Origin of the sequence: Robertkochia aurantiaca (assembly GCF_020166495.1) — a bacterium.
GTDB classification, from domain to species: Bacteria; Bacteroidota; Bacteroidia; order Flavobacteriales; family Flavobacteriaceae; genus Robertkochia; species Robertkochia aurantiaca.
Map to the genome: position 1 here is coordinate 424,780 of NZ_JAINZS010000006.1, position 22,135 is coordinate 446,914.

The 22,135-nt window shown below is 45.6% G+C and carries 12 protein-coding genes; 3 read left to right on the plus strand and 9 right to left on the minus strand.

What is annotated here, in order from left to right:
- Positions 1-76: 76 nt before the first annotated feature.
- Positions 77-943 (minus strand): hypothetical protein, encoded by an 867-nt coding sequence (locus K7R10_RS13075; protein ID WP_224485168.1) that lies wholly within the window; start codon positions 941-943, stop codon positions 77-79.
- Between the two features lie 81 nt (positions 944-1,024).
- On the opposite strand from K7R10_RS13075, the gene K7R10_RS13080 reads away from it, so the two are divergent.
- Entirely contained in the window at positions 1,025-2,044 is a 1,020-nt protein-coding gene (locus K7R10_RS13080; protein ID WP_224485169.1) for a LacI family DNA-binding transcriptional regulator, read from the plus strand.
- Here K7R10_RS13080 and K7R10_RS13085 read toward each other — a convergent pair.
- The 5 genes from K7R10_RS13085 to K7R10_RS13105 are packed head-to-tail and all read right to left on the minus strand — an operon-like array spanning position 2,041 to position 14,172.
- Positions 2,041-2,940 (minus strand): GyrI-like domain-containing protein, encoded by a 900-nt coding sequence (locus K7R10_RS13085; RefSeq protein ID WP_224485170.1) that lies wholly within the window; start codon positions 2,938-2,940, stop codon positions 2,041-2,043. The genes K7R10_RS13080 and K7R10_RS13085 overlap by 4 nt on opposite strands.
- Positions 2,941-2,943: 3 nt before the next feature.
- Positions 2,944-4,287, minus strand: coding sequence for a vanadium-dependent haloperoxidase (locus K7R10_RS13090; protein WP_224485171.1), 1,344 nt, complete (start codon positions 4,285-4,287; stop codon positions 2,944-2,946).
- Entirely contained in the window at positions 4,280-7,555 is a 3,276-nt protein-coding gene (locus K7R10_RS13095) for a VCBS repeat-containing protein (protein WP_370631315.1), read from the minus strand. The genes K7R10_RS13090 and K7R10_RS13095 overlap by 8 nt, the downstream gene beginning before the upstream one ends.
- Positions 7,545-10,901, minus strand: a complete 3,357-nt coding sequence (locus K7R10_RS13100; RefSeq protein WP_224485172.1) for a VCBS repeat-containing protein — start codon at positions 10,899-10,901, stop codon at positions 7,545-7,547. The genes K7R10_RS13095 and K7R10_RS13100 overlap by 11 nt, the downstream gene beginning before the upstream one ends.
- A complete protein-coding gene (locus K7R10_RS13105; protein WP_224485173.1) occupies positions 10,882-14,172 on the minus strand; it encodes a VCBS repeat-containing protein in 3,291 nt (1,096 codons plus the stop codon). The genes K7R10_RS13100 and K7R10_RS13105 overlap by 20 nt, the downstream gene beginning before the upstream one ends.
- A gap of 265 nt (positions 14,173-14,437) precedes the next feature.
- Between K7R10_RS13105 and K7R10_RS13110 the strand changes: the two genes are divergently transcribed.
- Both K7R10_RS13110 and K7R10_RS13115 read left to right on the plus strand, forming a co-directional pair.
- Positions 14,438-15,736, plus strand: coding sequence for a sensor histidine kinase (locus tag K7R10_RS13110; protein WP_224485174.1), 1,299 nt, complete (start codon positions 14,438-14,440; stop codon positions 15,734-15,736).
- Positions 15,708-16,406: a response regulator transcription factor gene (locus K7R10_RS13115; RefSeq protein WP_224485175.1), complete on the plus strand. Its 699-nt coding sequence runs from the start codon at positions 15,708-15,710 to the stop codon at positions 16,404-16,406. Before K7R10_RS13110 ends, K7R10_RS13115 begins: the two co-directional genes overlap by 29 nt.
- Before the next feature lie 102 nt (positions 16,407-16,508).
- Here the strand turns inward: K7R10_RS13115 and K7R10_RS13120 are convergent, their stop codons facing one another.
- The 3 genes from K7R10_RS13120 to K7R10_RS13130 all read right to left on the minus strand — a co-directional run bounded on the left by K7R10_RS13120 (position 16,509) and on the right by K7R10_RS13130 (position 22,132).
- A complete protein-coding gene (locus tag K7R10_RS13120; RefSeq protein ID WP_224485176.1) occupies positions 16,509-18,053 on the minus strand; it encodes a RagB/SusD family nutrient uptake outer membrane protein in 1,545 nt (514 codons plus the stop codon).
- Positions 18,054-18,065: 12 nt separating this feature from the next.
- The gene (locus tag K7R10_RS13125) at positions 18,066-21,161 is read right to left on the minus strand and encodes a SusC/RagA family TonB-linked outer membrane protein (protein ID WP_224485177.1); all 3,096 of its coding nucleotides are present in this window, start codon (positions 21,159-21,161) and stop codon (positions 18,066-18,068) included.
- A gap of 248 nt (positions 21,162-21,409) precedes the next feature.
- Complete coding sequence (locus K7R10_RS13130; RefSeq protein ID WP_224485178.1) at positions 21,410-22,132, minus strand: fibronectin type III domain-containing protein; 723 nt, start codon at positions 22,130-22,132, stop codon at positions 21,410-21,412.
- Between the last annotated feature and the right edge of the window lie 3 nt (positions 22,133-22,135).

Here is a 22,135-nt window from a genome sequence, read left to right on the forward strand (position 1 = left end):
TAGTTGAAGTATTAATAGAGCAGGACTGCAGTGTGGTTTCAGTTCCAACTTCACTGTATTCCTTCACGCAGGCTAATCACTCCACCACCAACTCATACAAATTCCCGCCGCTTATCCCGCGTCTTTCATCGCTGATCAGTAAATGGGTTTCGTCAGGGCTGAAGCAAATGCCTTCTTTCTGTGAATAGTATTCCATGTCTCTCACCGTAATCTCGCCGGTGGTGATGTCGTCGTTTTTGAAATTGCTTATGGTCCAGATCTTATTATGACCAAGAAGTACGACCGTTTTTCCATCAGCGGAGATGTCGGCGCCGGTGATAAAGCAAGTATTTTGCTCATCACAGGTCTTCAAAGTGCCCAACAGCTCAGCCGCATGTTCACCGGGCTCAGCCGGAATTTTATAAACATAGGCGCTTCCGTCGAAATCACTGCTCCTGTTTTTGGTGATGACGTATAAATAGCCCTTGCTGAAATACATGGCTTCAGCATCATAATGAAAGTCTTCCTTTTTCGGAGGGAAGTCTTTTTGTTCCGGATAATAGAAGCGAATTGCCTCCGCTTCCACATCATCTTCAGCCTTCAGCACATCTCTTACCCTGTATATGACCAGGTCATCCCGGTCGTTATCATTATTTCCGAAGTCACCGATAAAAAGGGTTCCGTCGGGAGCTGTTGCCAGGTCTTCCCAGTCATCGTTGTCTGCATTCTCGACGTTAAGGTCTTTGATTATATTTCCTTGCCGGTCGAGGCCGTAGATATGATCATCATTTCCTGAATCGGCGATCGTCCATATCAGCGGAGAACCGGGAAGGGTTTCCAGTGCTGAGTTTTCGTTCAGTAGTTCGGGCATGTCGGCTATAATCTTCAATTGACCGTAGTCGTAACTGCAACTCAGAAGCGTCATTAAGAGGGAGTTATAGAAAAGCAAGGATTTGAATTTCATGCGAAGCCGGGGTTTCGTGTAATTTCCATTCTGTATTAAAGATAAAACACTAATTTTAATCCTGCGAAACACAGCCGATTAATGAAAAAGAAAATTACCCTTAAGGAAATATCAAAACGTTTTAATGTATCGATCTCGACCGTATCTAAGGCGTTGAAAGACAGCCCCGAGATAAGTGAGAAAACACGGAAGATGATCCAGGCCTTTGCAAAGGAGCATAATTATAAGCCTAACAATATTGCCCTTAGCCTGAAAAATCAAAAGACCAAGAACATCGGGATCATACTTCCCGAGATCGTACACTATTTCTTTTCTTCTGTGATTACGGGAATTGAAAGATATGCCACGGAAAAGGGTTATAACGTGATCGTCTGTATCTCGAACGAGTCTTTCGATAAAGAGGTGATCAATATGGAGATGCTGGCCAATGGCAGCATCGATGGCTTCATTATGTCGCTGTCAAGAGGAACCGAACGCAAACAGGATTTCCATCATATCAAAGAAGTGATCAACCAGGGGATGCCGGTAGTGCTTATCGACAGGGTGACTGATGAAGTGGAATGTGATAAGGTGATCATCGATGACTTTCACGGTGCCTACAGCGCTGTGAGTTACCTGGCTGAGCAGGGCAGAAAACGTATTGCCCTGATCACCATGCCTGATTATATGAGCGTAGGCCGTTTGCGTATGGAAGGGTACAAAAAGGCCCTGGAAGATGCCGGTCTCGAATACGATCCGGAGCTGGTACTGCGCATGGAAGATTTCTATGAGAACTTTGAGGCGATCGAAAAGGTCATCAAAGAGCGAAAGGCCGATGCGGTTTTTGCAGTCACTGAATTCTTCGCCGTCAGCGCCATGAAAATGGCCCAGAAAGAAGGTATCAAGGTCCCCGAAGAACTCTCGGTGATCGGTTTTACCGACGGTATCATTTCCATAAGCAGCAGTCCTTCACTAACCACCGTAAGTCAGCACGGGGAAGAGATCGGAGAAAAGGCAGCCCATTTACTGATCGAACGACTCGAAAATGAAAACATGGCCGAGCAGAAACCACCTCAGAAAGAAGTGGTCAAGACCACGCTGGTAAAAAGAGACTCTGCCTAATTTGCCAACGGCATAAAGATCTCGGTGGTCCATGCCAGTTCATTTCCTCCCTGATTCGGATTATCATGATAGATCTCCAGAGGGAGCTTCGCCAGCTCTTTATCGCGTTTAACAGCATAATCATAGATCGAATACCAGGCACGGTTCGAGTGGATATAGTTTCCATTGAACACGGCCTTGATAGAGGGTGATGCTTCGATCTTCTTGTAGAAAATCTCAGGATGCTCCGGCAGGCTGTCGGTTTGATCCACAGGAAAACAGAAATCAAATGCGATCTCATTGGTCTCCTCATTATAATCGGTAACCTGAACCATCGGATTACCCCTTAGCGGAAGTTCGTGTTTGTTCAGGAATCCGGTGATATAGTTATAGTGACGCATCATTTCCCTTGCTTTCTTCTCTGGTGTGGAGGTAGTGCTGTAACAGGCACAAAAAGAGTCGGGAGAAACGCTTTCGCCGACTACCCTGACGCGGAACCGATCCAGGTTATCATCGAGTATGTCTTTAAAATCGTAGATGAGTTCCTTGGTGTGCAGTTCCACCGGTAATTCCTCAAAATACATGAGAGCCCGGTTCCTGAGGGAATTTCCCGGTTCTGTAACCTTAAGAGTAACCCGGCTGCTGCTGTCTGTTAGTTGCTCGACCTCCCACCTCAGCTTATAATTCCTTTCTTTAAACGCGATCTCCTGTTCGATATACCGGTATTCTTCACGGGCGATCTCATTCTTCACCGTCAGACTGTCTGAAAGGGTCGTATAGGCATTGATCTCATGAAAGAGATTACCCGTACTGGTTTCGGTGTTAAAGGCAGCGATATAATCTGCCGGTTTCAGGAAAAGATAAGTGGCAGTGCCTGCCAGCAAAAGCGCAAGCACCATAATCGTGTTCTTTTTCATTTATTATTCTTTTTCAGCGATTGTTTCTTCAGATTGCATGTCAAGATTCTCGACTACATAATCTCCCAGGTTACGCCCCTGATCCAGTCCTACCTCAATGGCCATTCGGTAATGAATACCTCCGTACATACGGCTTATGGCTGCCTCTTCGGCTGCATTGCGGAATGATTTAAAACTTCTTACCGGCAGCCCGTATGGCAATTCTGTGTCGTCGTCAAAGGCAAAATCTTCCCCGAAAACCGAGGTCAGGGCTTCTGAAGCGGCACCCGACACCACAGAATGTCCGCTGGTATATTCAGGAAAAGGCGGAGTCTGTAAAATGGGTTTCCAGTTGTCGTCTATGTATTTGTTGATCAGGGTTTCGGGGCGGATCAGGTTACTCCGGTATTTTTCATCCCAGCAGCTGATAAAGCCATCTGCGATAGCGATCGAGGTTTTGGTATAAGCCATGACCGTTTTTCTGAAATCACTATCGGTTTGTTTACAGGCGATCTTGCATATGCCGATCCAGTGTGCTCCCGGAGTGATCTTTTTTGTGGCGAACATCAGGTGACCGCGTGTAACCGAAACATAAGGGTTACAATCCCAGAACTGAGCGATGGCCACTTCTTCAGATTCGTCTGAGGTAATTTTATTTCCCACCTCGTACACTTCCATCAGTTCCTTGTGAAATTCTGAACCTTCCTCCATGGAAAAAGGAGCCGGAGGAGCCGGTTTAAACTGAGAAGCTGAGTCGAGGGTAAAAGGTCTGATCTTGTTCCAGTGCGGCTCGATACCATCCATATAAGCCGGAGGAGTGGGTTGCCACCTGCCGGGTTCTTCACTCCTGACGGTAAACTTGGGCATGGTACGGGTTTGCTTATAATTATCTTTGTCCATCCAGTCGCGGATATGCGCCACCACTTTTTCAGCATATTCCTTGGTTTTATTGAATTCTGAGCTGTTTTCTTTTTGCCATTGGTTCAGAACACTATCCTGGTAGGTGGCCAGTTTCTCTTCTGAAAAGATCAGGGATTTGCTCAGCTGCATGTGAGCGATCATTGCAGCCAGGTCCATATTTACTCCTTCTTCCTCCGGTTCGGGTATGGGAGTTAATCCGTTCACCTGCCCCGCAAGACTGTTGTAGTTGGCATCGTCTAAAGCAATGATCTCATAAGCGGCGATATTCGGATAAGCGAAGATACGGCTGGCAACAGGGGGAGAGAAGATATCGTGTATCATCACCTCAACGGTTTCATCGACAGACTGATGAAAATGGTCTGCCCTGATTGCGATCGGCGCTTCATTCCTGCTGCAGGATTGCAGTATCAGAAAAACAGTAACAAGAATTACAATAGGTTTATTCATTGATCTTAGGATTATTTATGCGATAGATTTCTGCCTCGCTGTTATTAATGGTTACAACCAGATATGAATCACCGGCAAACTCGATCACATCGAGAGCCCTGATTGCCTTACCGCTGAGGTTCAACCCATACTCGTGGGTTAAATGTACATTATCGATATCAGTTATCAAAGCACCGGGAAAGCCGTCAAAGCGGCCGTGATAAGGCCTTACTCCGAAGTAATTTCCACCGGCAAGCACTTCAGGCTGTCCGTCTTTATTGAAGTCCTGTAGAGTAAAGGCGGTAATGGGAGCCAACTGTAAATCTTCTCCAAAGGGTATGAACTTAAAAATGCCCTCCTCATTTAACAAGATGCCTGAGCGAAGTTCATGTACTTCTAATTTTTGAGCCTGATCAAGCAGGGACTGATCGATTACTTCATGAATGGGTTTTCCGGCGAAATCCCTGTAACGGGTAAATTTCTTGCGCATGAGCGTTGGCATCTGGGAAGCCAGATGATCCAGGCCGTCGAAGGTGTAATATTCACCATTGTGTTCCTGGGTTACAATGGTTTCTCTTTTTCCGTTTTTATCGAAGTCGTGATGATACATACGCAAAGGTGCTTGCTCCGTGGCCCTGAACTTAGTGTTCGACCCCCAATTTCCGAGTATAAAATCCAGGTCTCCGTCATCGTCTATGTCGAAAGGCTGAACAGCCTGCCACAACCCGTTCAGCTTATCGGGGATCACTGAGGAGGCTCTCTTGAGGGAGCCCTTTTCATTCATGAATAGCACGGGTGACATCCATTCGCCCACAACCAGCAGATCCGGCCAGCCATCTTCATTGATGTCCTGCCAAACCGCATCGGTGACCATGCCAACAGATCCCGGCTGTTGTTTCCCGTCTTCTCTGAAAACACCTTTCTCATTCAGAAGGAAAACAGACTCGGGAAGGACGCCGAAATCGTCAGAGTTCGTGTGACTTCCGAGAAATAAATCCAGGTCACCGTCACCATCATAATCGGCGGCGGCGATGACATTGTTGTTTTGATAGCTTTCGGGCAGTTGTTTTTTTACAAGCATTCCGGCCTCCCCTGCATAGTAATGGTCGAGCAGAGGCGCAGCTTTGCCAAAAAAATGTGCTCCGCCGGTAGTAGTTATCAGGTCGTTCAGGCCGTTGTTGTCGAAATCAAGAATCAGGGCCCCCGTATCTTCACTGATAGAATCTCCGGCCACTGCATCGAAGTTCTGCTCAGTAAATCCGTCTTCATTCTGCAAATAGATCTTTGACGGAAAGTAGCGGGAGCTTCCGAAGAACAGGTCGGTTTTTCCGTCACCGTTCAGATCACCTGAAGCGAATGCCGGCCCCCTGTCTGATACCTGGTACGGAATAAGCTTATGGTTATTGAAATCGACATAATTGTCTTCGGTGTGCACGTAATCGATGCCGAGATTGTTTTTCGATTTCTCAAACAACAGAGAATTCCTGAGTGGGGTTTCAACACCCCTCTCGTAAGTATCCTGTTGTACCGTTTTCAAGGTGGTATTCGTGGGAACATCTCTCAGCAGGGTCTCTGACCGGTCAGGCCATGTGATCAGAACAGAATCTATTTCGGCGACATTACCGGGGAAGCCTATATGAACAAAAGGTTCTGATGATGACTGAAATCCTCTGACGGGATACAGTTCCCGAAAATAGATTTTGCCGTTGCTGTAGGCGGTCACCTTTGTTCCGGTACCAAAGCTGTTTTTACCATTAGCTTTAAGCTTAAGCTTGAGGAAGCGGGTAGCTTTTTGATCTGTCTGGTTGATCAGTACAGTGGCAGGAGCATTCACGTTATTGATGACCAGGTCGAGGTCTCCGTCAAGATCCAGATCTCCATAGGCGGCTGCGGTGGCATTAGTGGTTTCTTTCGGTAACCAGGTATTGCTTCTGTCTGAGAAGAACAGCGAATCGCTTCCCTCAAAGATGTAGTTGGGAACGGTGCCTGAAGGCATCCGGTCTAAAGCTTCTTTATCAATACCCTTGGCAGGATTGAGACTTGCCTTGATCTCCCCACTCGATATGAACCTGATATAATCCAGATCATTAGGGCGCTTTGGAATTCCGTTTGCGATAAAAAGATCCTGGTTGCCGTCCTGGTTAAAATCGCTGAAGAGAGCCGACCAGCTCCAGTCAGTAGCTGCTATGCCGCTATGCAGAGCGGCTTCGGTAAAGAATTCGCCTCCCCGGTTCAGTTGCAGCATGTTTCGGGTGAACTGATAATGGTAGCCCAGTTTTTGTGTACGCAACTTCATCATCTGCACATTGTCATCTCCTTCAGAAGCCTTCAGTGGTATTTCCTTTTCGGGCAACATATCTAAAGAGAGCAGATCAGGCCAGCCGTCATGATTGATGTCGGCCACATCATTTCCCATCGAGAAACGGGAGATATGTTTAAAATGCGCCTTAACAGACTCTTTGAAGGTGCCGTCTCCCTGGTTCAGATAAAAATAGTCATCTTCATGAAAATCATTTCCGATATACAGGTCTGGGTAGCCGTTCTTGTCGAAGTCAGATACCGCAATTCCGAGTCCAAATCCATTGATCCCTCCGTATATTCCCGCAGCTTCGCTCACATCGGTAAAATGATCTCCATCGTTTCTCATCAGCCGGTCACCTGTTTTCGGGTTACGTTGGTCACGAAGACTAACATCGCCATAAGACTCTTGTGTGTGTACGGCATGGTTCAGAAGGTAGAGGTCAAGATCTCCGTCCAGATCGTAATCAAAGAAAGCGGCATGGGTGCCGTAAGATTCCAGGTTGAGATTGTAAGCTTCAGACATTTCTTTGAATGTCAGATCGCCCTGGTTGATGAAAAGCTCGTGGTGCCCCTGAAAATCATGGATTCCGGATACGGCAGAGACAAAGATGTCGAGGTATCCGTCGCCGTTCACATCTGCCATGACCGTACCTGTGTTCCAGTTTCCGGTGCCGGAGACTCCTGCCGTTTCGGTAATATCTTCAAACCGCAGGCCTCCCTTATTCAGGTATAATTTATTGGGAACCCGGTTGCCGCTGAGGTAGATATCAGGAAGGCCATCGTTGTTCACATCTCCGATCGATACGCCACCCCCGTTATAGTAATAGAGATAATCGAGTATGTTAACCGTATCATCCGTATCAAGGATGTTGGCAAACTCAATACCGCTTTTTTCCGGTTCCAGATACACGAACAGTGTATCTTCCTTCTTGCAGGCAAGCAGGATCATTGAAAATACAATCGATATGTAGATCGCTTTATGGTTCAAGGCTGTATATACGTGGTTTCTGATCGTTGATTGCTGCTATGACATATCGTTTTCCGTCTTTATCCTGAAAAACTTCCAGGTGTTTGATTTCATCACGAATAAACATTCCTGCTTTTTGGTAATCCTGCCATTCGAAATTCATCTTTCCGTCACCCAGCAGTACGTTGCCATAATTGGCATCAAGTCTTGAGAACTGGGGTTTGAATTCGAAATTATTCCCCCCCATAATAAGATCAGGATTTCCGTCATTATTTATATCAGTACAACTGATATCACAAACACATGAGAATTGCACCCTTGAGGGAAGCTCCTTTATGGTAAAAGATCCGTTACCCTCGTTGATAGCCACTACCGAAGCAGAAATGGTCACTTTTTTCTCCTTGCTTTTTCTGAAAACCGCCGGAGGAAAGAGTTCGTCTATCGACTTACCGGCATATTCTGATGCTTTCAGATTTTGCTTTTTAAGTGATACCAGCTGGGCGGTCAATTCCTTTTTCATATGAACGGGGTAATCCTTTCCTTTTAAATGGCGGGTAACGATCTGCTCGGTGCTGCCATTATCATCGAAATCATTTACCCACATCTTCACCGGATTTTCGGGTGAAGGCTTGTAGGGTAGGTTTTTGCCTTTATTTCCTAAAACAAGGTCCTGATCTCCATCGTTGTCAAGGTCATAGGCGGCCACGGTGTTCCACCAGCCATATTGTTCATCAAGACCTGATTCCTCGCGCAACAGGCGGCTTCCTGTGTTTTTAAGTATCACGGGGGTTCCCCATTCAGAAACCGTTACGAGGTCTTTGTGTCCGTTGCCGGTAACATCAGACCACACGGCATCGGTGACCATGCCCAAATCCTGCAGGTCAAAAGCCAGCAGATCGGTGACATCTTCAAAATTACCCTTACCGTCATTTCTCAGTAAAAAATGTTGAGGGTCTTTTCCGTAGGTTGCGGTTACATTTCGGGCACCGATAAAGACATCGGTGTCACCGTCGTTGTCGAAGTCATGCGGACTTATCACGGCGATGTTCATAGTGCTTGAAATCACATCTGTTAGTGCAGCTGTGAATTTACCTTTCCCGTTATTGAGGTAAAGCCTGGTTTTGTTGTATTCTTCCAGGCCCATTTCGTTACCTCCCGACCCTACCATGAGATCCAGGTCCCCGTCGTTATCTGCATCGAAAAATGCTGCTGCGGTATCTTCAAAAATGGCGTCCTTTTCCAAATCAGGTGTTTTGAGAACAGCCAGGTCCCCATTACCCTTATTCCTGTAAAGAACGGAAGCCTGATCCCGGGCTCCCCCTATAAAAACATCTTCATTTCCATCGCCGTCTATATCACCAACAGCCAATGAAGGGCCTTCCTGGGAGATCATTTGATACAGCAATCCTTCGTAATCAAAATCAACATGTGAGTTCTCGGCATGTTTTACCGTAGTCGAATTATCCAGCTCTCTCATCAGAGGTTTTTCAGCTGTCTTTTTACCGGGAGTATAAACAGCATCAGCATCAGCCTGGTTGAATTCGAGAAGCTGATTGCCGGCAACCGAGGAAACAACAGAAGTACGGGTATCAGGCCAGATCACACGAATGGAATCTATTTTCCGGGCGTCGCCCAGACCTATTGTCATGGTGTAATCCATTGAAGACTGAAAACCTCTTGAAGGATTGTGTTCCTGTATATAGTGCTGTCCGTTAAAATACAGGTATACGGTACTACCTACAGCAAATCTGTTGGTTTCGTTACCGTTGAGTTTTATCTTTATGTAATTGTTCTCTGTAAGTTCGTTGGCGTTGTTGCGGTACAGGAATGATTCCATGTTGACATTGTTCACCACCAGGTCCAGGTCACCATCGTTATCCAGGTCACCGTATGCACAGCCGTTCGAAAGGCTTGGTTTATCCATTCCCCAGTCAGCGGAAGCATTGTCAAAAGTGATGTCTCCGTTATTTCTGAAAGCATAGTTGGGAACCGGGACGATAGGCATTTTATTAATGATAGAATCTATGGCTTCTTTCTTTCCGGTGAGTGCCATTTTTTGAATGATCTCATTGGCAAAGAAATCCACAAAATCAAGATCGGTAAGGTCATGGTTGACCCCGTTTGTTACATAGATATCACGGTAACCGTCATTGTCCATATCGAACATGAGGCCGGCCCAGCTCCAGTCTGTTTTTGCAACGCCACTGAAATAAGCCACTTCTGAGAAGCTTTGATTTCCGTTGTTCAGCTGAAGGGTGTTCTGAATATACTGCTGGTAGAAGTCCTTACTCTGTTTAAGTTTAAATACATTGTATCCTTCGAAGGTCATCACCGATTTGGTACGCTGATCTCCTTCCGGGAGCATGTCAGTGATGAAGATGTCCTGGTTTCCATCATTGTTGATATCGGCCATATCGATACCCATGGCCGACAGGCAAAGGTGAGATGTCCAGTTCTTGATGTCTTCGGTAAAGGTGCCATCCTGGTTATTGATGTAGAGGTAGTCCCTTTCATAGAAATCATTGGAGACGTAGATGTCAGGGTAAAGATCTTTATTGATGTCGCTGATCACCACGCCGAGTCCGAATCCTATCAGGCTTCCGTAAATTCCGGCCTCTTCACTTACATCTGTAAACTTCCCGTTATCGTTTCTCAGCAGCATATCGCCCACACCTCTGAAGATTTCCGGTACTCCTTCCCAGTCCTGAGCCCGCACCTCACGTTGCTCGGCATACCCAAGACTGCTTACAGGAATATTACTGTTATTGAGTATGTATGCATCAAGATCTCCGTCTTTATCGTAATCAAAAAAGGTGGCATGGGTTGAAAAACCGGTTTTTGCCAGATTATATTCTTCAGCTCTTTCTGTAAAAGTAAGGTCACCGTTATTTATATACAGGTCGTTATCGTGATTATTACCTTCCATATTACCGGCATTGCTAACATAGATGTCCAGCAGTCCGTCCTGGTTAATATCAACCATATTAACCCCGGTAGACCACGGCTTGTTTCCCTCGATCCCTGCGCTGGCTGAAATGTCTTCGAATTTCATGTCGCCCTTGTTGAGAAAAAGCTTGTTCTTTCCCATATTGGCGGTCAAATAAACATCGGGAAGGCCATCGTTATTGATGTCACCGATAGCCACCCCGCCACCGTTATAGAAGTTTCGGTACTTGAATATGTTAAAATCGGGTTGGTTTTCCACTTCATTGAGAAATCTGAGCCCGGTTTCTTCAGGAGACATCAGGGTGAATAGGCTGGGTTGCTCCATATGTTCAGCTGTTTCAGACTTTTCACTGTCACAGGAGAAAAGTAGCGTGCAAACCGCTGCAATCAGGTACGTATGGTTATTTCTTAGAAACATCATGGGTTTTATTTGCATTTTTGGTAAAAATCAGGAGGCTGTCATTGTTTCGGCCAGTTATAAAATATTCTTTTCCGGCGATTCTTATTTTATCCAGGTCCCTGACAGGACCGTCGATTGCGAATCCGCTGTTTGTCGGGCTGAAGAATCCATTTCCATCGTTCAGCAATAATACGCCCTTATTGGCATCCAGCCTTCCGAGTTGGGTGCTTATTTCAAATAGATTCCCGGCCAGGAACATATCTGTAAACCCGTCTTCATTGAAATCATCTGTGATGATAGTCATAACAGCAGACAATTGGGCAGGGTACGGGAGTGGATGAATTTCAAAGCTATTATCACCTTTGTTCTCAAAATAAGTACTTTCAAGGGTATAGACCTTTTGTACCTCTGCCTGCGATAGCTTTTCACTGCCTATCAGTTCATTCAGGCTGGCACGGGCATATTCGCGGTAACTGAGAAACTCCTTGTTGAGATAGGGCAGATTCTTCATCAATTCATCTTTACTGGTGAAGGGCGTTTCGATCCCGTCGAGCCAGTGGGTGATGAGCGGTTCCGTACGTCCGTTGTTGTTAAAATCAAAGCGATACAGGGTGACAGGTTCAGAAGGGCTCGCATTTAACCGGGTGTTGCGCCCCCAGTTTCCGGCAACGAGGTCAATATCGCCGTCGTTGTCGAAGTCTTCAGCTACAATGGTGTTCCACCATCCGTGGGTTTCGTCAAGGCCTGCCCTGAGAGAATCGAAGCCGTCGCCTTTATTTATCATTATGCTTACCGGAGACCAGTTGCCGCAAATTATGGCATCCGGCAGTTTATCGTTGTTCAGATCTTTGAAAACAATATCATTTATCTGGCCGATTCTGGAAAGTGAGGAACTGTAGTCATTATGAGTTGTGAATCTACCCTCACCATCGTTCATCCAGACATATTGCCCGGTCGGGGTGCCAAAGGTCCCGGGTTCGGTATCTGCAGTGAAAACGAGGTCGATATTTCCATCGTTATTCAGATCAGTGGCTTCCACATCACTCGCATTCAGGGAAAGTTCAGGAAATGAATTTTCTTGTTCCTCGAGTTGTCCATTTCTGTTCAGGTATAGGCGTGGATTCAGGTTCTTGCCTCCTGTAAATTCGTTACCTCCGTATACCACGACCAGGTCTTTCCAGCCGTCGTTGTTGGCATCAAAGATTATATGGCCGGTGGTTTCTGCCATGGCGTTCTCTATGAAATAAGAAGAATTTTGAGCTTCAAAGCTTCCATCGGGCTGCTGATAATACAATTGGTCAGCCTGCCTTTTCGCACCACCGATATAGACATCATCCAAACCGTCATTATTCAGGTCTGATACCCCGATGGAGGGTCCCATGTTGGTATTCGCGAAAGGAATCAGCGGGTCTCGGTTAAACATAAGGGTTTGCTGGTCTTCGTGCTTATAGGCGATGGCGGCTTTCACTGCTTTTAAAAAGGTTTCATCCGGAACAGAAGCGGGAGAATAATTTCGGTCAGCATTTTTGATGTCTGCCTTCAGCGTGCTGCCGGCCTTAATCTTTTTCCATGTCTGTGTGCGCCCATCAGGCCATTTCACGGTCACAGAGTCGGCTGTTGACGCTTTGCCTAAACCGAAAGTCAGGTCAGAAACCTGATGGGAAAGGTAACCGTTTGTGGGGAAGTTTTCTTTTGTTTGTATCCCCTCCTCATTATACAGGGTCACCCGGGTCCCGATTCCATGTGTGTTCAGACTGTCTCCCTGTATTTTGATCCTGATAAATCCGTTTTCAGGTTGTAGTTCGCGGCTGTTGTTCTTTAAAAGGAATGCCTGTTGGTTGATGTTGTTGGTGATAATATCGAGGTCTCCGTCGCTGTCAAGATCGGCATAAACGGCTCCCTGACTATACGAGGCATCGTGACCAATTTGCGCACTCAGATCTTCGAATTCTCCATTTCCGGTATTGCGGAAGAACTTATTTTTAAGTCTCTTTTCAGGGATCTTATCGATAAATCGCATTTCCTTTTCTCCCATGGTTTCTTCTGCCAGTGCGCGCTGAATGTTCTCGTTGGCTATGAAGCTCACAAAGTCCATATCATTGGTAGCCCCGGGGATACCATTGGTGATATACAGGTCCTGATGGCCATCAAGGTCAAAATCAGCAGCAAGTGGTGACCATGACCAATCACTGGCTGCAATCCCGGCAGCGTAGGCAGCTTCGGAAAATCTCTGGTTTCCCTGATTGAGATGCAGGGTGTTTTGCATGTATTGAGGTAAATATCCATTCTTCAGATAGTTCTGATAGATCTGATAATGAAATTCAACTCCCGAAGTTTTGTAGTTCTCTATGTCGTCCGGCAACATATCCAGGGAAATAATATCTGCGAGGCCGTCATTGTTCATATCGCTTATGGTGTTCCCCATGGAATAATGCGTGGTGTGACCCAGCGCACGCCCGTCGGCGTTGCCATCTACAAAGCCGCCACGGCGGTCGTTCAGGTAGAGGTAGTCATTTTCGAAAAAGTCATTTCCGATATACAGATCAGGATAGCCGTCGTTGTTCAGGTCACCGACGCTCACCCCCAGACCATAACCGATCTTTCCCCTGTAGATACCGGCATTCTCAGAGTCATCGATGTAGACGCCGTCTACATTCCTGTAGAACCGATCTCCTGAAAGAGCGTCGGCCATATATCTTTGGCTGCCGCGACCATAGTTCTGGTTGGGATGCACAGAGTGATTCAGTAGGTACATGTCGAGGTCTCCGTCCAGGTCCTGGTCGAAGAAACTTGCCTGGGTAGAAAACCCGGAGAAATCGAGCCCGTATTTAGCCGACATTTCTTTAAAAACCGGGAATCCCTTGCTGTTGTTACCCTGATTTACATATAACAGATTATGGCCGGAGAGGTTGCGGTACCCTGAAACCTTACAAACGTAAATATCCGGAAGACCGTCATGATTCACATCGGCAACCGTTACTCCTGTGGTCCAGCCTGAGCCGTTGTCGATACCGGCTTCCGTGGTTATATCTTCAAATCTGAAATCCCCGCGGTTTAAGAATAATTTGTCTGCAGAGGTGTTCGCGGTGAAATAGAGGTCTGTTTTTCCATCGAGATCGAAGTCAGCGGCAGCGACCCCCGCACCGTTGTAGAAATAGAGATAATTAAGAATGTTCAGTTCAGGGGTGGAGGTGATGGTATTGGTGAAGTCCAGGTTACTGTACGACGCGTCGATTTTTTCAAATAGGGTTTGTTTCCTGTTGCATGATAGCGAAAGGAGCGTGAACAACACCAGCAGGGTGAGGCCATGTATTTTTTTAACTGTTCTGATCGGTTTCTGAGTGTTAATTATCTCGATTAAAAAAAGCTAACTTTGAGTTAGCTTTAATTATTTAATTATATGAAAAACGCTTTGCTATTTGACTTGTGCTAATATAGGCAAATAGTTCAAGGCGCTGTATTAACGGTTGGTCAAAAAGGATTAATGAAAAGTTAATAGGATTAATGAAAGTTTAAACTTGATTTCAAACCGGAAGGAATCCTGAACTTGTAGCTGTATGAATGCACGAAAGATCTACATCCTGATTTTTATTGTTTCCGTGTGCGGACTGGTCTTTGTTCAATACCAGTATTTGAGAGTAGGTCTGAATCTGGCCAGGGTCCAGTTCGGGGAGAAAATGGGAATGGTGGTTACTGAGATTAAGGAAGGCCTGGAGTTTGAAAACGAACTTACTTTTTTGGTAGGTAAGGCTATTACGGGTGAGGAAGGATATTTTCGACTTAGCCTTGACAGTGTGCAGGATGCATCCCGGTATTTCCTGGATGACTATCTCAAAAGTTCCCTGGTGACTAACGGTATCAACGCTGATTACGTATATGTACTGAGGTCCCGTGATTCACTGACCTATCTTTCTTCCCCGGAATCTTTTGAAGAAGGGGGAGAACAATTTTTGTCCTATCCCGTGCGACTGGAGGGATACCTCCCGGAACGTGCCGGAGAGCGATTGGTGCTGGAGCTGAAGTTTAAGGATTTGAACCGCTATTTTGTTTCACAGCTGAACGGACTGATAATTCCGGGAATTGTGTTTCTTATTGGGATACTAGGGGTGACAATATGGGTATTCAGGGCTTTTTATTTGCAGCGTAATGTGATCACTATTACCAACGAGTTCATTAACAATCTCACCCATGAATTGAAAACTCCCGTATTTTCAATAGGTGTTGCCACACGACTTTTAGAGGAAAAGGGAAATGATCAGACGCGGCAGATCGTACAGGTTATCAGAGGCCAGGTGGATAAGCTGAATAACCAGATCAACCGTGTTCTGGATCTGGCTACCGTAGAGAGTCAGGGTATACTTAAAAAAGATCCCGTTGAGCTGACTAGCTTACTAAGTCGTATATCGGATGAGTATGCGGGAGTCTCTGAAATCGAAGATTTTGATTTTTCGGCTGATCTGCCTGAGGAGAAACTATATGTGAAAGGGGCAGAGGGGCATTTAGAGAATGTGATCGGCACCCTATTGGATAATGCAAGAAAATATTCGTCTCCCCCGCGAAGGGTGGAATTAGGTGCAAACAGAGAGAACGGCATGGTGCGTATCTTTGTCAGAGATAACGGAATCGGCATCCCTGAGAAGGAGCAGAGTCGGATATTTGAAAAATTCTATCGTGTTTCGTCCGGTGACCTGCACGATGTAAAAGGTCACGGTCTTGGTTTAAATTATGTACAGACGATCGTCAGAGGTCTGGGAGGAAAAGTAATAGTTATCAGTAAACCCGGTATGGGTTCTGAGTTCATCATAGAATTGCCCTTAATAAAGCGATATGCAAAAGAACCACATTATTCTGGTTGAAGATGACCAGGCTCTTGGATACCTGCTCTCTGAATACCTGAAGATGAAGCATTTTGAGGTGACCTGGGTCACAGATGGGAATCAGGCGCTGGAAATTATACGTCAAAAGGAATTTGATTTAGGGATACTCGATGTGATGATGCCGGGTATGGATGGTTTTACCCTTGCGGAAAGGATCCGTCAGGAGCAAATAGAACTTCCTTTTATTTTTCTTACCGCCCGTTCTTTAAAGATCGACGTTTTAAAGGGCTTTTCCCTGGGTGCCGTTGACTACTTGAAGAAACCTGTTGATGAGGAAGAATTAGTGGTTCGTATTCAAACGCTTTTGAAACTGGTAAAATCGAAGACCAGGAATGCAGAGGACGACCAGTTATCACAGATGGGCATCTTCGATTATGATGCCGAGAACCAGATCTTAAGAGCTGAAGGACAGGAATTGCGTTTAACGCAACGGGAGAACGAGGTGCTGAAGTATTTATGGAACCGCCGGAACCAGGTTTGCAGTCATCGTGATATTCTGAATACGATCTGGGGAAAGAATGATTATTTTAACCGTAAGAGCCTGAATGTATTTATAACCCGTCTGCGTAAATACCTGGAGAAGGAAGAAAGAATTTCCATCGATAATATACATAATCAGGGCTTTATTCTGAGTTTCAAAGAAGACTGAAAATACCAATATAATGGTATGACCGTACCTGATTACTTCACGAAGAAAAATAAAAAACCACGCCGAAGCGTGGTTTTTATTATCACTTAAAATTAAATCAGATTAATATCCGGGGTTCTGTACCAGATTCGGGTTGGTAGACAACGCCTGAATCGGAATAGGATACAGTGTTTTTGATTCATCTCCGGAAACTTCCTTATAAGACCATTCGCTGGTAAACTGGCCAAAGCGAATCATATCATTCCTTCTCCAGAACTCAGCATAAAGTTCACGACCTCTTTCGTCGAGCAATTCCTGCTCACCTACGCTTCCAAGAGGAGCAGCCCCCCTGATAGCACGTAGTTCATTAACAAGCGCGGTAGCATCACCTCCCATACGCATCATGGCTTCTGCTTTCATCAGATGTGCATCTGAATAGCGGAATATGATCTTATGTCCGGCGAAAGCTCCGTTTACAGGGTGGTATTTGATCACCCTGATCCCTGTTTTCTCGTCGTTACCCAAAAGTCCGGGTAATTCTTTAGAGAATACGAGCGGGTTACCGGGACGGTCTCTAAGTGCAGACCCATCTCCGTCATATTGTTGCCCGATGAGGAATCCGTAACCAATTCCAAAGTTTTCGGTGGTTGAAGGCGGAATAGCAGTTCCTGGTGCAGGAACATACCCACGTCTTTCTTCCTGTCCGGATCCGGGGATGTTGATTTGCGGATCACCCTCGAACAGATCATAAAATTCTGCAAGAGTAGAGAATCCGTTCCATCCACCACCTTCATTATCAGGACTGTTCTGAACATAGTGTAAGCCGTTCCAGATCTGATTACCTACACTGGAAGTAGTAAAGAAGATAGTTTCAGAATCTGCATCAGGAGCAAAAAGTTCAAAATATCCTTCCTGAAGGTCAAAACCAGCGGCATTGATCTCATCAACCAGGTCAACTACCATTTGCATATCGGCATTGTCAGGAGAGCCTGATCCTGTATAAATATGCTTGTTCAGCAATACTTTCGCCTTTAGGAATTTGGCAGCTTCAGCAGTGGCTGTTGAAGCACCACCTGCAGGGGCTGAAGGCAGATCAGGAATAGCCTCATTGAGATCAGTCAGAACAAAATCGATCGATTCTGCTCGTGTCATAACCATGGGCGGTTCATCGATAGCATCATCTACATTTCTGAATGGCTGTTGTCCATACAGGTCAGCGATCCAGTACATGGCATATGCTCTTAGAAATTTAGCCTCTGCAGCTTGTTGCTGATTAGGGCTACTTCTTTGATCCAGAATAGCTGTGGTATTAAATATCACACGGTTCAGGTTATTCCATACGGCACGAACATAGGCGTGATTCGCATCCCATGTGTGTGAGTGCAGGGTTCTCCATACACCATTATCACCCCAGTCAGTACCACGGGTAGGTACCAGGAACTCATCGGTACTCACTTCTGCAAGTGCGTAAAGATCGGCCTGGTTCTCCAACTGCCCGCGTAGGTCGTTGTAAACGTTTTCCAGAGCTCCTGCGGCTTCCACTCCGGTGAATTCACCAGACTGCTCACCGAAGACAGAGTCTGTCTGTTCGATTTCCAAGTCGGTACACCCGACTACGCCTATCGCCAGGATGGCGAGAAAAAGCGGTTTAACAATTAATTTCTTCATTCTTCATTTTTTTTAAAAAGTTGCGCTTAGGCCAAGTGTAATAGTTCTCGGTCTTGGGAAACTTGTATAGTCAATACCAAGTGACGGCAGGTTGTTCAGAGGTTTGTTAACGTTCACCTCAGGATCCAATCCGCTGTAGTCGGTAATAACGAACAGGTTCTGTCCGGTAAGCGATATTCTGAAGGAATCAAATCCGTCACCACTTACAGGTACATCATAAGCCAAGCTTAAGGTCTGCATTCTGAGGAAATCACCCTTTTCAAGGAACCTGGTTGATACATCAGGTGCGTTGGCAGGAGACTCCCCATTCGTCAATACGTCTTCTATTACGTTCTTACCACCTGCAATAATACCGGCAGTAAAGAAGGCGTTCTCAGTATTGTTGTAAATGTATTGTCCAAACTGACCGGTAAGGAAAGCATCCAGACTCCATCTTCTCCAACTGAAAGAGGTATTGAAACCAAGGTTCACTGTTGGAAGTGCAGTTTCACCTACTACAGTCTGTACGTCACCATTTGGATAAATACTGATTCCATTTTCATCAAATCCGCCAAATTCTCTTAAGAAATAAGAGAAAAGCGGCTCTCCGTCTGTCAAAATCTGTGCAAAAGCACCTGTTAGTCCGTTACCGTTGATCTCACCTGTTTGAATTTGAACATCACCCAGGTCAGTCACTTCGTTCTTGTTATAAGATACGTTAAATCCTGCAGTCCAAAAAAGATCTTCCTGAACAATTAAGTCATAGTTCAAAGAAAATTCTGCACCGTAGTTTAAGACTTTAGCGTCAATATTCTCGAAGTTAAACTCCTGTGGAGAAGGCTGTGCAGTCGAGAATCGAAGCAGAAGATCTGCAGTGCTCTTGTAATACAGGTCAAAAGTACCATTCAGTCGTTGCTGGTTGAAACCGAAGTCAATACCAAAGTTGTACTGAGTGGTTTCTTCCCATTTAAGGTTTCTGTCAGGATATGATTGAATTGCCAATCCCGGAACTACGATATTTCCGTTGTTCTGAATCCCGATACCTGCATAACGCTCTCTGAAAAGGAAGTTACCGTAACCCAGACCATCCTGGTTACCGGTGATACCGAAACCAAGTCTTAGTTTCAGGTTGGAAACGTAATCTCCTACGAAATCTTCCTCATGGATCTTCCAGGCAAATGCCGCGGAAGGGAACCAACCATAGCGATTTTCGGGTCCGAAACGGCTGGAACCGTCAACCCTTAGAGTTGCGGTAAACAGGTATTTGTCGGCAATGGTATAGTTCGCACGACCGAAAAATGACTGTAATTCATCTGTAGCGTCAAAGGTGTCATATCCCGCAGAACGCAGCGCAATCCCTGAAGGTCTTGAAAGCGAAGTGTTTTCATCGCTGAACAATCTATTCACTGCCAGATCATCACGATCAGGAGAATATATGATCTGCTGGTACTCACCGTCTACCGATGCGGTAAGAACATCACGGGCTTCGTCCAGTTCATCACGCATATCGTTGTGATCGGTTGAGCCAAATCCGAAACCTAAGGTAGTGCTACCATATCGCTGAAAACTTTGATACGAATAACCAAGTAAAAGGTCTAGAGAGGAATTATCGAATTCTTTGTTGTAGTTAATAGTTGCATCCAGCAACTGGTTCTTAAGATTAACTTCGTTTAATCCACCACGTCCGTTATTTACGGTACCGTTATTAAATCCGATTACATCACCTGTAAGTGACTGGTAACGATCTGAATTCGACTGATCATAACCAACAAGAACTTTGGCTTTCAGATTATCGGTAATACTGTATTCTGCCGAAGCGTTAAACAGCACCCTGTCTGAGAAAGTTAAATCCTGGTATTCCTGAAGCAGGTTAGCAGGGTTTAACTCAGCTCCTCCCGGATCGAAAGTAGGGCTGTTAGGATAAGTTGGGTTAGCGAAATAAGCTGCACCCAGTACATCACCCTGAGAACCGGCATTATTGGTCACCAGAGGCGTCTCATCGTTTACTCTTGAGACGGTACCGTTAAAATCCAGTTTTAATTTATCATCAAGGAAGCGCTGAGAGATGTTCAGACGCCCTGTAATTCTTTCCTGTGAAGAGTTTTCAAGAACACCGAATTGCTTTTGATACCCGAATGAGGTTCTTACGAAACCAGAACCGTAGTTATTAGAGTATGCTATGTCGGCAATAGGCGATAAAACACTTCTTGTAACAACGCTTTGCCAGTCGGTATTAGCTCCAAAATCCAATTCGCTTGGATTCGGGTTACCATATTGTGCCAGCGCATCGAGGAATTGTCCTCTGTCTAACAGGTCAAATCGGTTGGCTGGTTCTGAGTAAGCTGCGTTGGCATTTACTTCCCATCTTCCGCCTGAACCGGCTTTACCTGATTTGGTGGTGATCAGAACCACCCCGTTAGCACCCCTTGAACCGTAGATCGCCGTAGCAGAAGCATCCTTCAGGATACTGATGCTTTCGATGTCATTCGGGTTCAGGAAGTTCAGCGGGTTTCTGGTCGAGAAACCACCCTGACCTACATCTGTACCACCACTCTGGGTGTCATCTGCAGCCAGTGGCACTCCGTCTACTACAAATAGCGGGTTGTTGTTCGAACGTACAGAAGCGGTACCCCGAATCCTGATGTTCACTCCCGCACCGGGCTCACCACTCGCCTGGGTAATCTGCACCCCGGCAGTTTTACCCTGAATCAATTGTTCAGGTGATGAGATAACCCCTTTCTGGAAATCTTCAGAGCTTACCACATCAACGGCACCCGTTGCATCCTTTACGGCCTGAGTACCATAACCGATCACTACCACTTCGTCAAGAGCCTGAGCATCTTCAGTAAGGGTAACGTCGATAGTCGATCTTCCGTTTACCGGAATTTCCTGGGTTTGAAAACCCACATAGCTGAATACCAAAGTGGCATCAGAAGGGACATTGTCCAGGGTGTAATTCCCGTCGAAGTCCGTTTGTGTACCAATGGTAGTACCTTTTACCAGAACGTTAGCTCCCGGTAAAGGTCCCGTTGCATCATACACTGTTCCACTAACAGTCTGAGCCTTGGTCAGGGAGAAGCACAGTAATGCCACCACCATCACAAGACCATTTAGTAAAGTGTTCTTCATACAATTAAAAATTTAAGTTCAAATAGTTAGCTATGTTTTTGCAACCAAAGGAGGTCGATTCATCGAAAACCTTATAGTGTTAAAAACAGTTAATCGGTTGTGAATATAGTAAAATTCTAGGATTATTTTGAAAATCTCATTCTTTTGGGATAGAAAAAGGGTGATCTGTGCAATCGGTCAAGCCCCTTTTGCCGCAGATCACCCTGTTTTATTAGGATTTTCGAAAAAGTTTCGAAAGTCCGTTACTGTTATTGTGCTACTTTAAAGCTGGATATAAGCGAATTAGAGGTATTATTTTGAGCGTCTTTACTTACAACTTTCCAAAAATATGTCGTTCCTGAAGTTAGATCGGTCACCTCAAAATCTTCAATTGTCAGGTTTTCAGCGATTAAAGTTGAAGGTTGATCATTAGTGTCTAGATAAATATCATACCTAAGTTCGGTGTTATCGACGTCACTTCCTTTCCATGCCAGCTGTACGATCCCTCCCGAGGGGTTAACGCTTGTTCCCGGTGCGGGAGAAACGATCTCTGCAGGAAAGGGTGCATAATTGGTCTCTCCTGAACCCTCCAGGTAAAATTTCCAGGTTTCGCTTATCGCTTCATCGTTTGAATTCGTCTGCTTTGAAACAACTTTCCATTCGTAAGGCTCTCCTTTGACAAGGCTGGCCGTATTACCGGGAGTGGTACTGTTGTAAACGCTGAGTACACCTGAATTGAGATTGGTGATCTCCAGATCATAGGAATCGGTGTGCTCAGAAGGTTCCCAGCTGAATGCCACCTCGCTGAGTTCTGCATTGACCGTTGTACCGGATACGCATAATTCATTATTGGCAGGTGCGGTAAGTGTAGCAGCTGCGGGAGGAATGGTCGGTGTCTCCGGTGTCGGCTCTTCTCCGCCTGAATCGCCACCACAAAATGCAAGGGTATTGGCAAGGAACAATAAAAGTATGAGTCGTGAGTATTTCTTCATGTC

Bases quoted from the DNA above. Each gene is read 5' to 3' on its own strand.
- K7R10_RS13075 (WP_224485168.1), bottom strand. From the start codon at position 943: ATGAAATTCAAATCCTTGCTTTTCTATAACTCCCTCTTAATGACGCTT.
- K7R10_RS13080 (WP_224485169.1), top strand. From the start codon at position 1,025: ATGAAAAAGAAAATTACCCTTAAGGAAATATCAAAACGTTTTAATGTA.
- K7R10_RS13085 (WP_224485170.1), bottom strand. From the start codon at position 2,940: ATGAAAAAGAACACGATTATGGTGCTTGCGCTTTTGCTGGCAGGCACT.
- K7R10_RS13090 (WP_224485171.1), bottom strand. From the start codon at position 4,287: ATGAATAAACCTATTGTAATTCTTGTTACTGTTTTTCTGATACTGCAA.
- K7R10_RS13100 (WP_224485172.1), bottom strand. From the start codon at position 10,901: ATGATGTTTCTAAGAAATAACCATACGTACCTGATTGCAGCGGTTTGC.
- K7R10_RS13110 (WP_224485174.1), top strand. From the start codon at position 14,438: ATGAATGCACGAAAGATCTACATCCTGATTTTTATTGTTTCCGTGTGC.
- K7R10_RS13115 (WP_224485175.1), top strand. From the start codon at position 15,708: ATGCAAAAGAACCACATTATTCTGGTTGAAGATGACCAGGCTCTTGGA.
- K7R10_RS13120 (WP_224485176.1), bottom strand. From the start codon at position 18,053: ATGAAGAAATTAATTGTTAAACCGCTTTTTCTCGCCATCCTGGCGATA.
- K7R10_RS13125 (WP_224485177.1), bottom strand. From the start codon at position 21,161: ATGAAGAACACTTTACTAAATGGTCTTGTGATGGTGGTGGCATTACTG.
- K7R10_RS13130 (WP_224485178.1), bottom strand. From the start codon at position 22,132: ATGAAGAAATACTCACGACTCATACTTTTATTGTTCCTTGCCAATACC.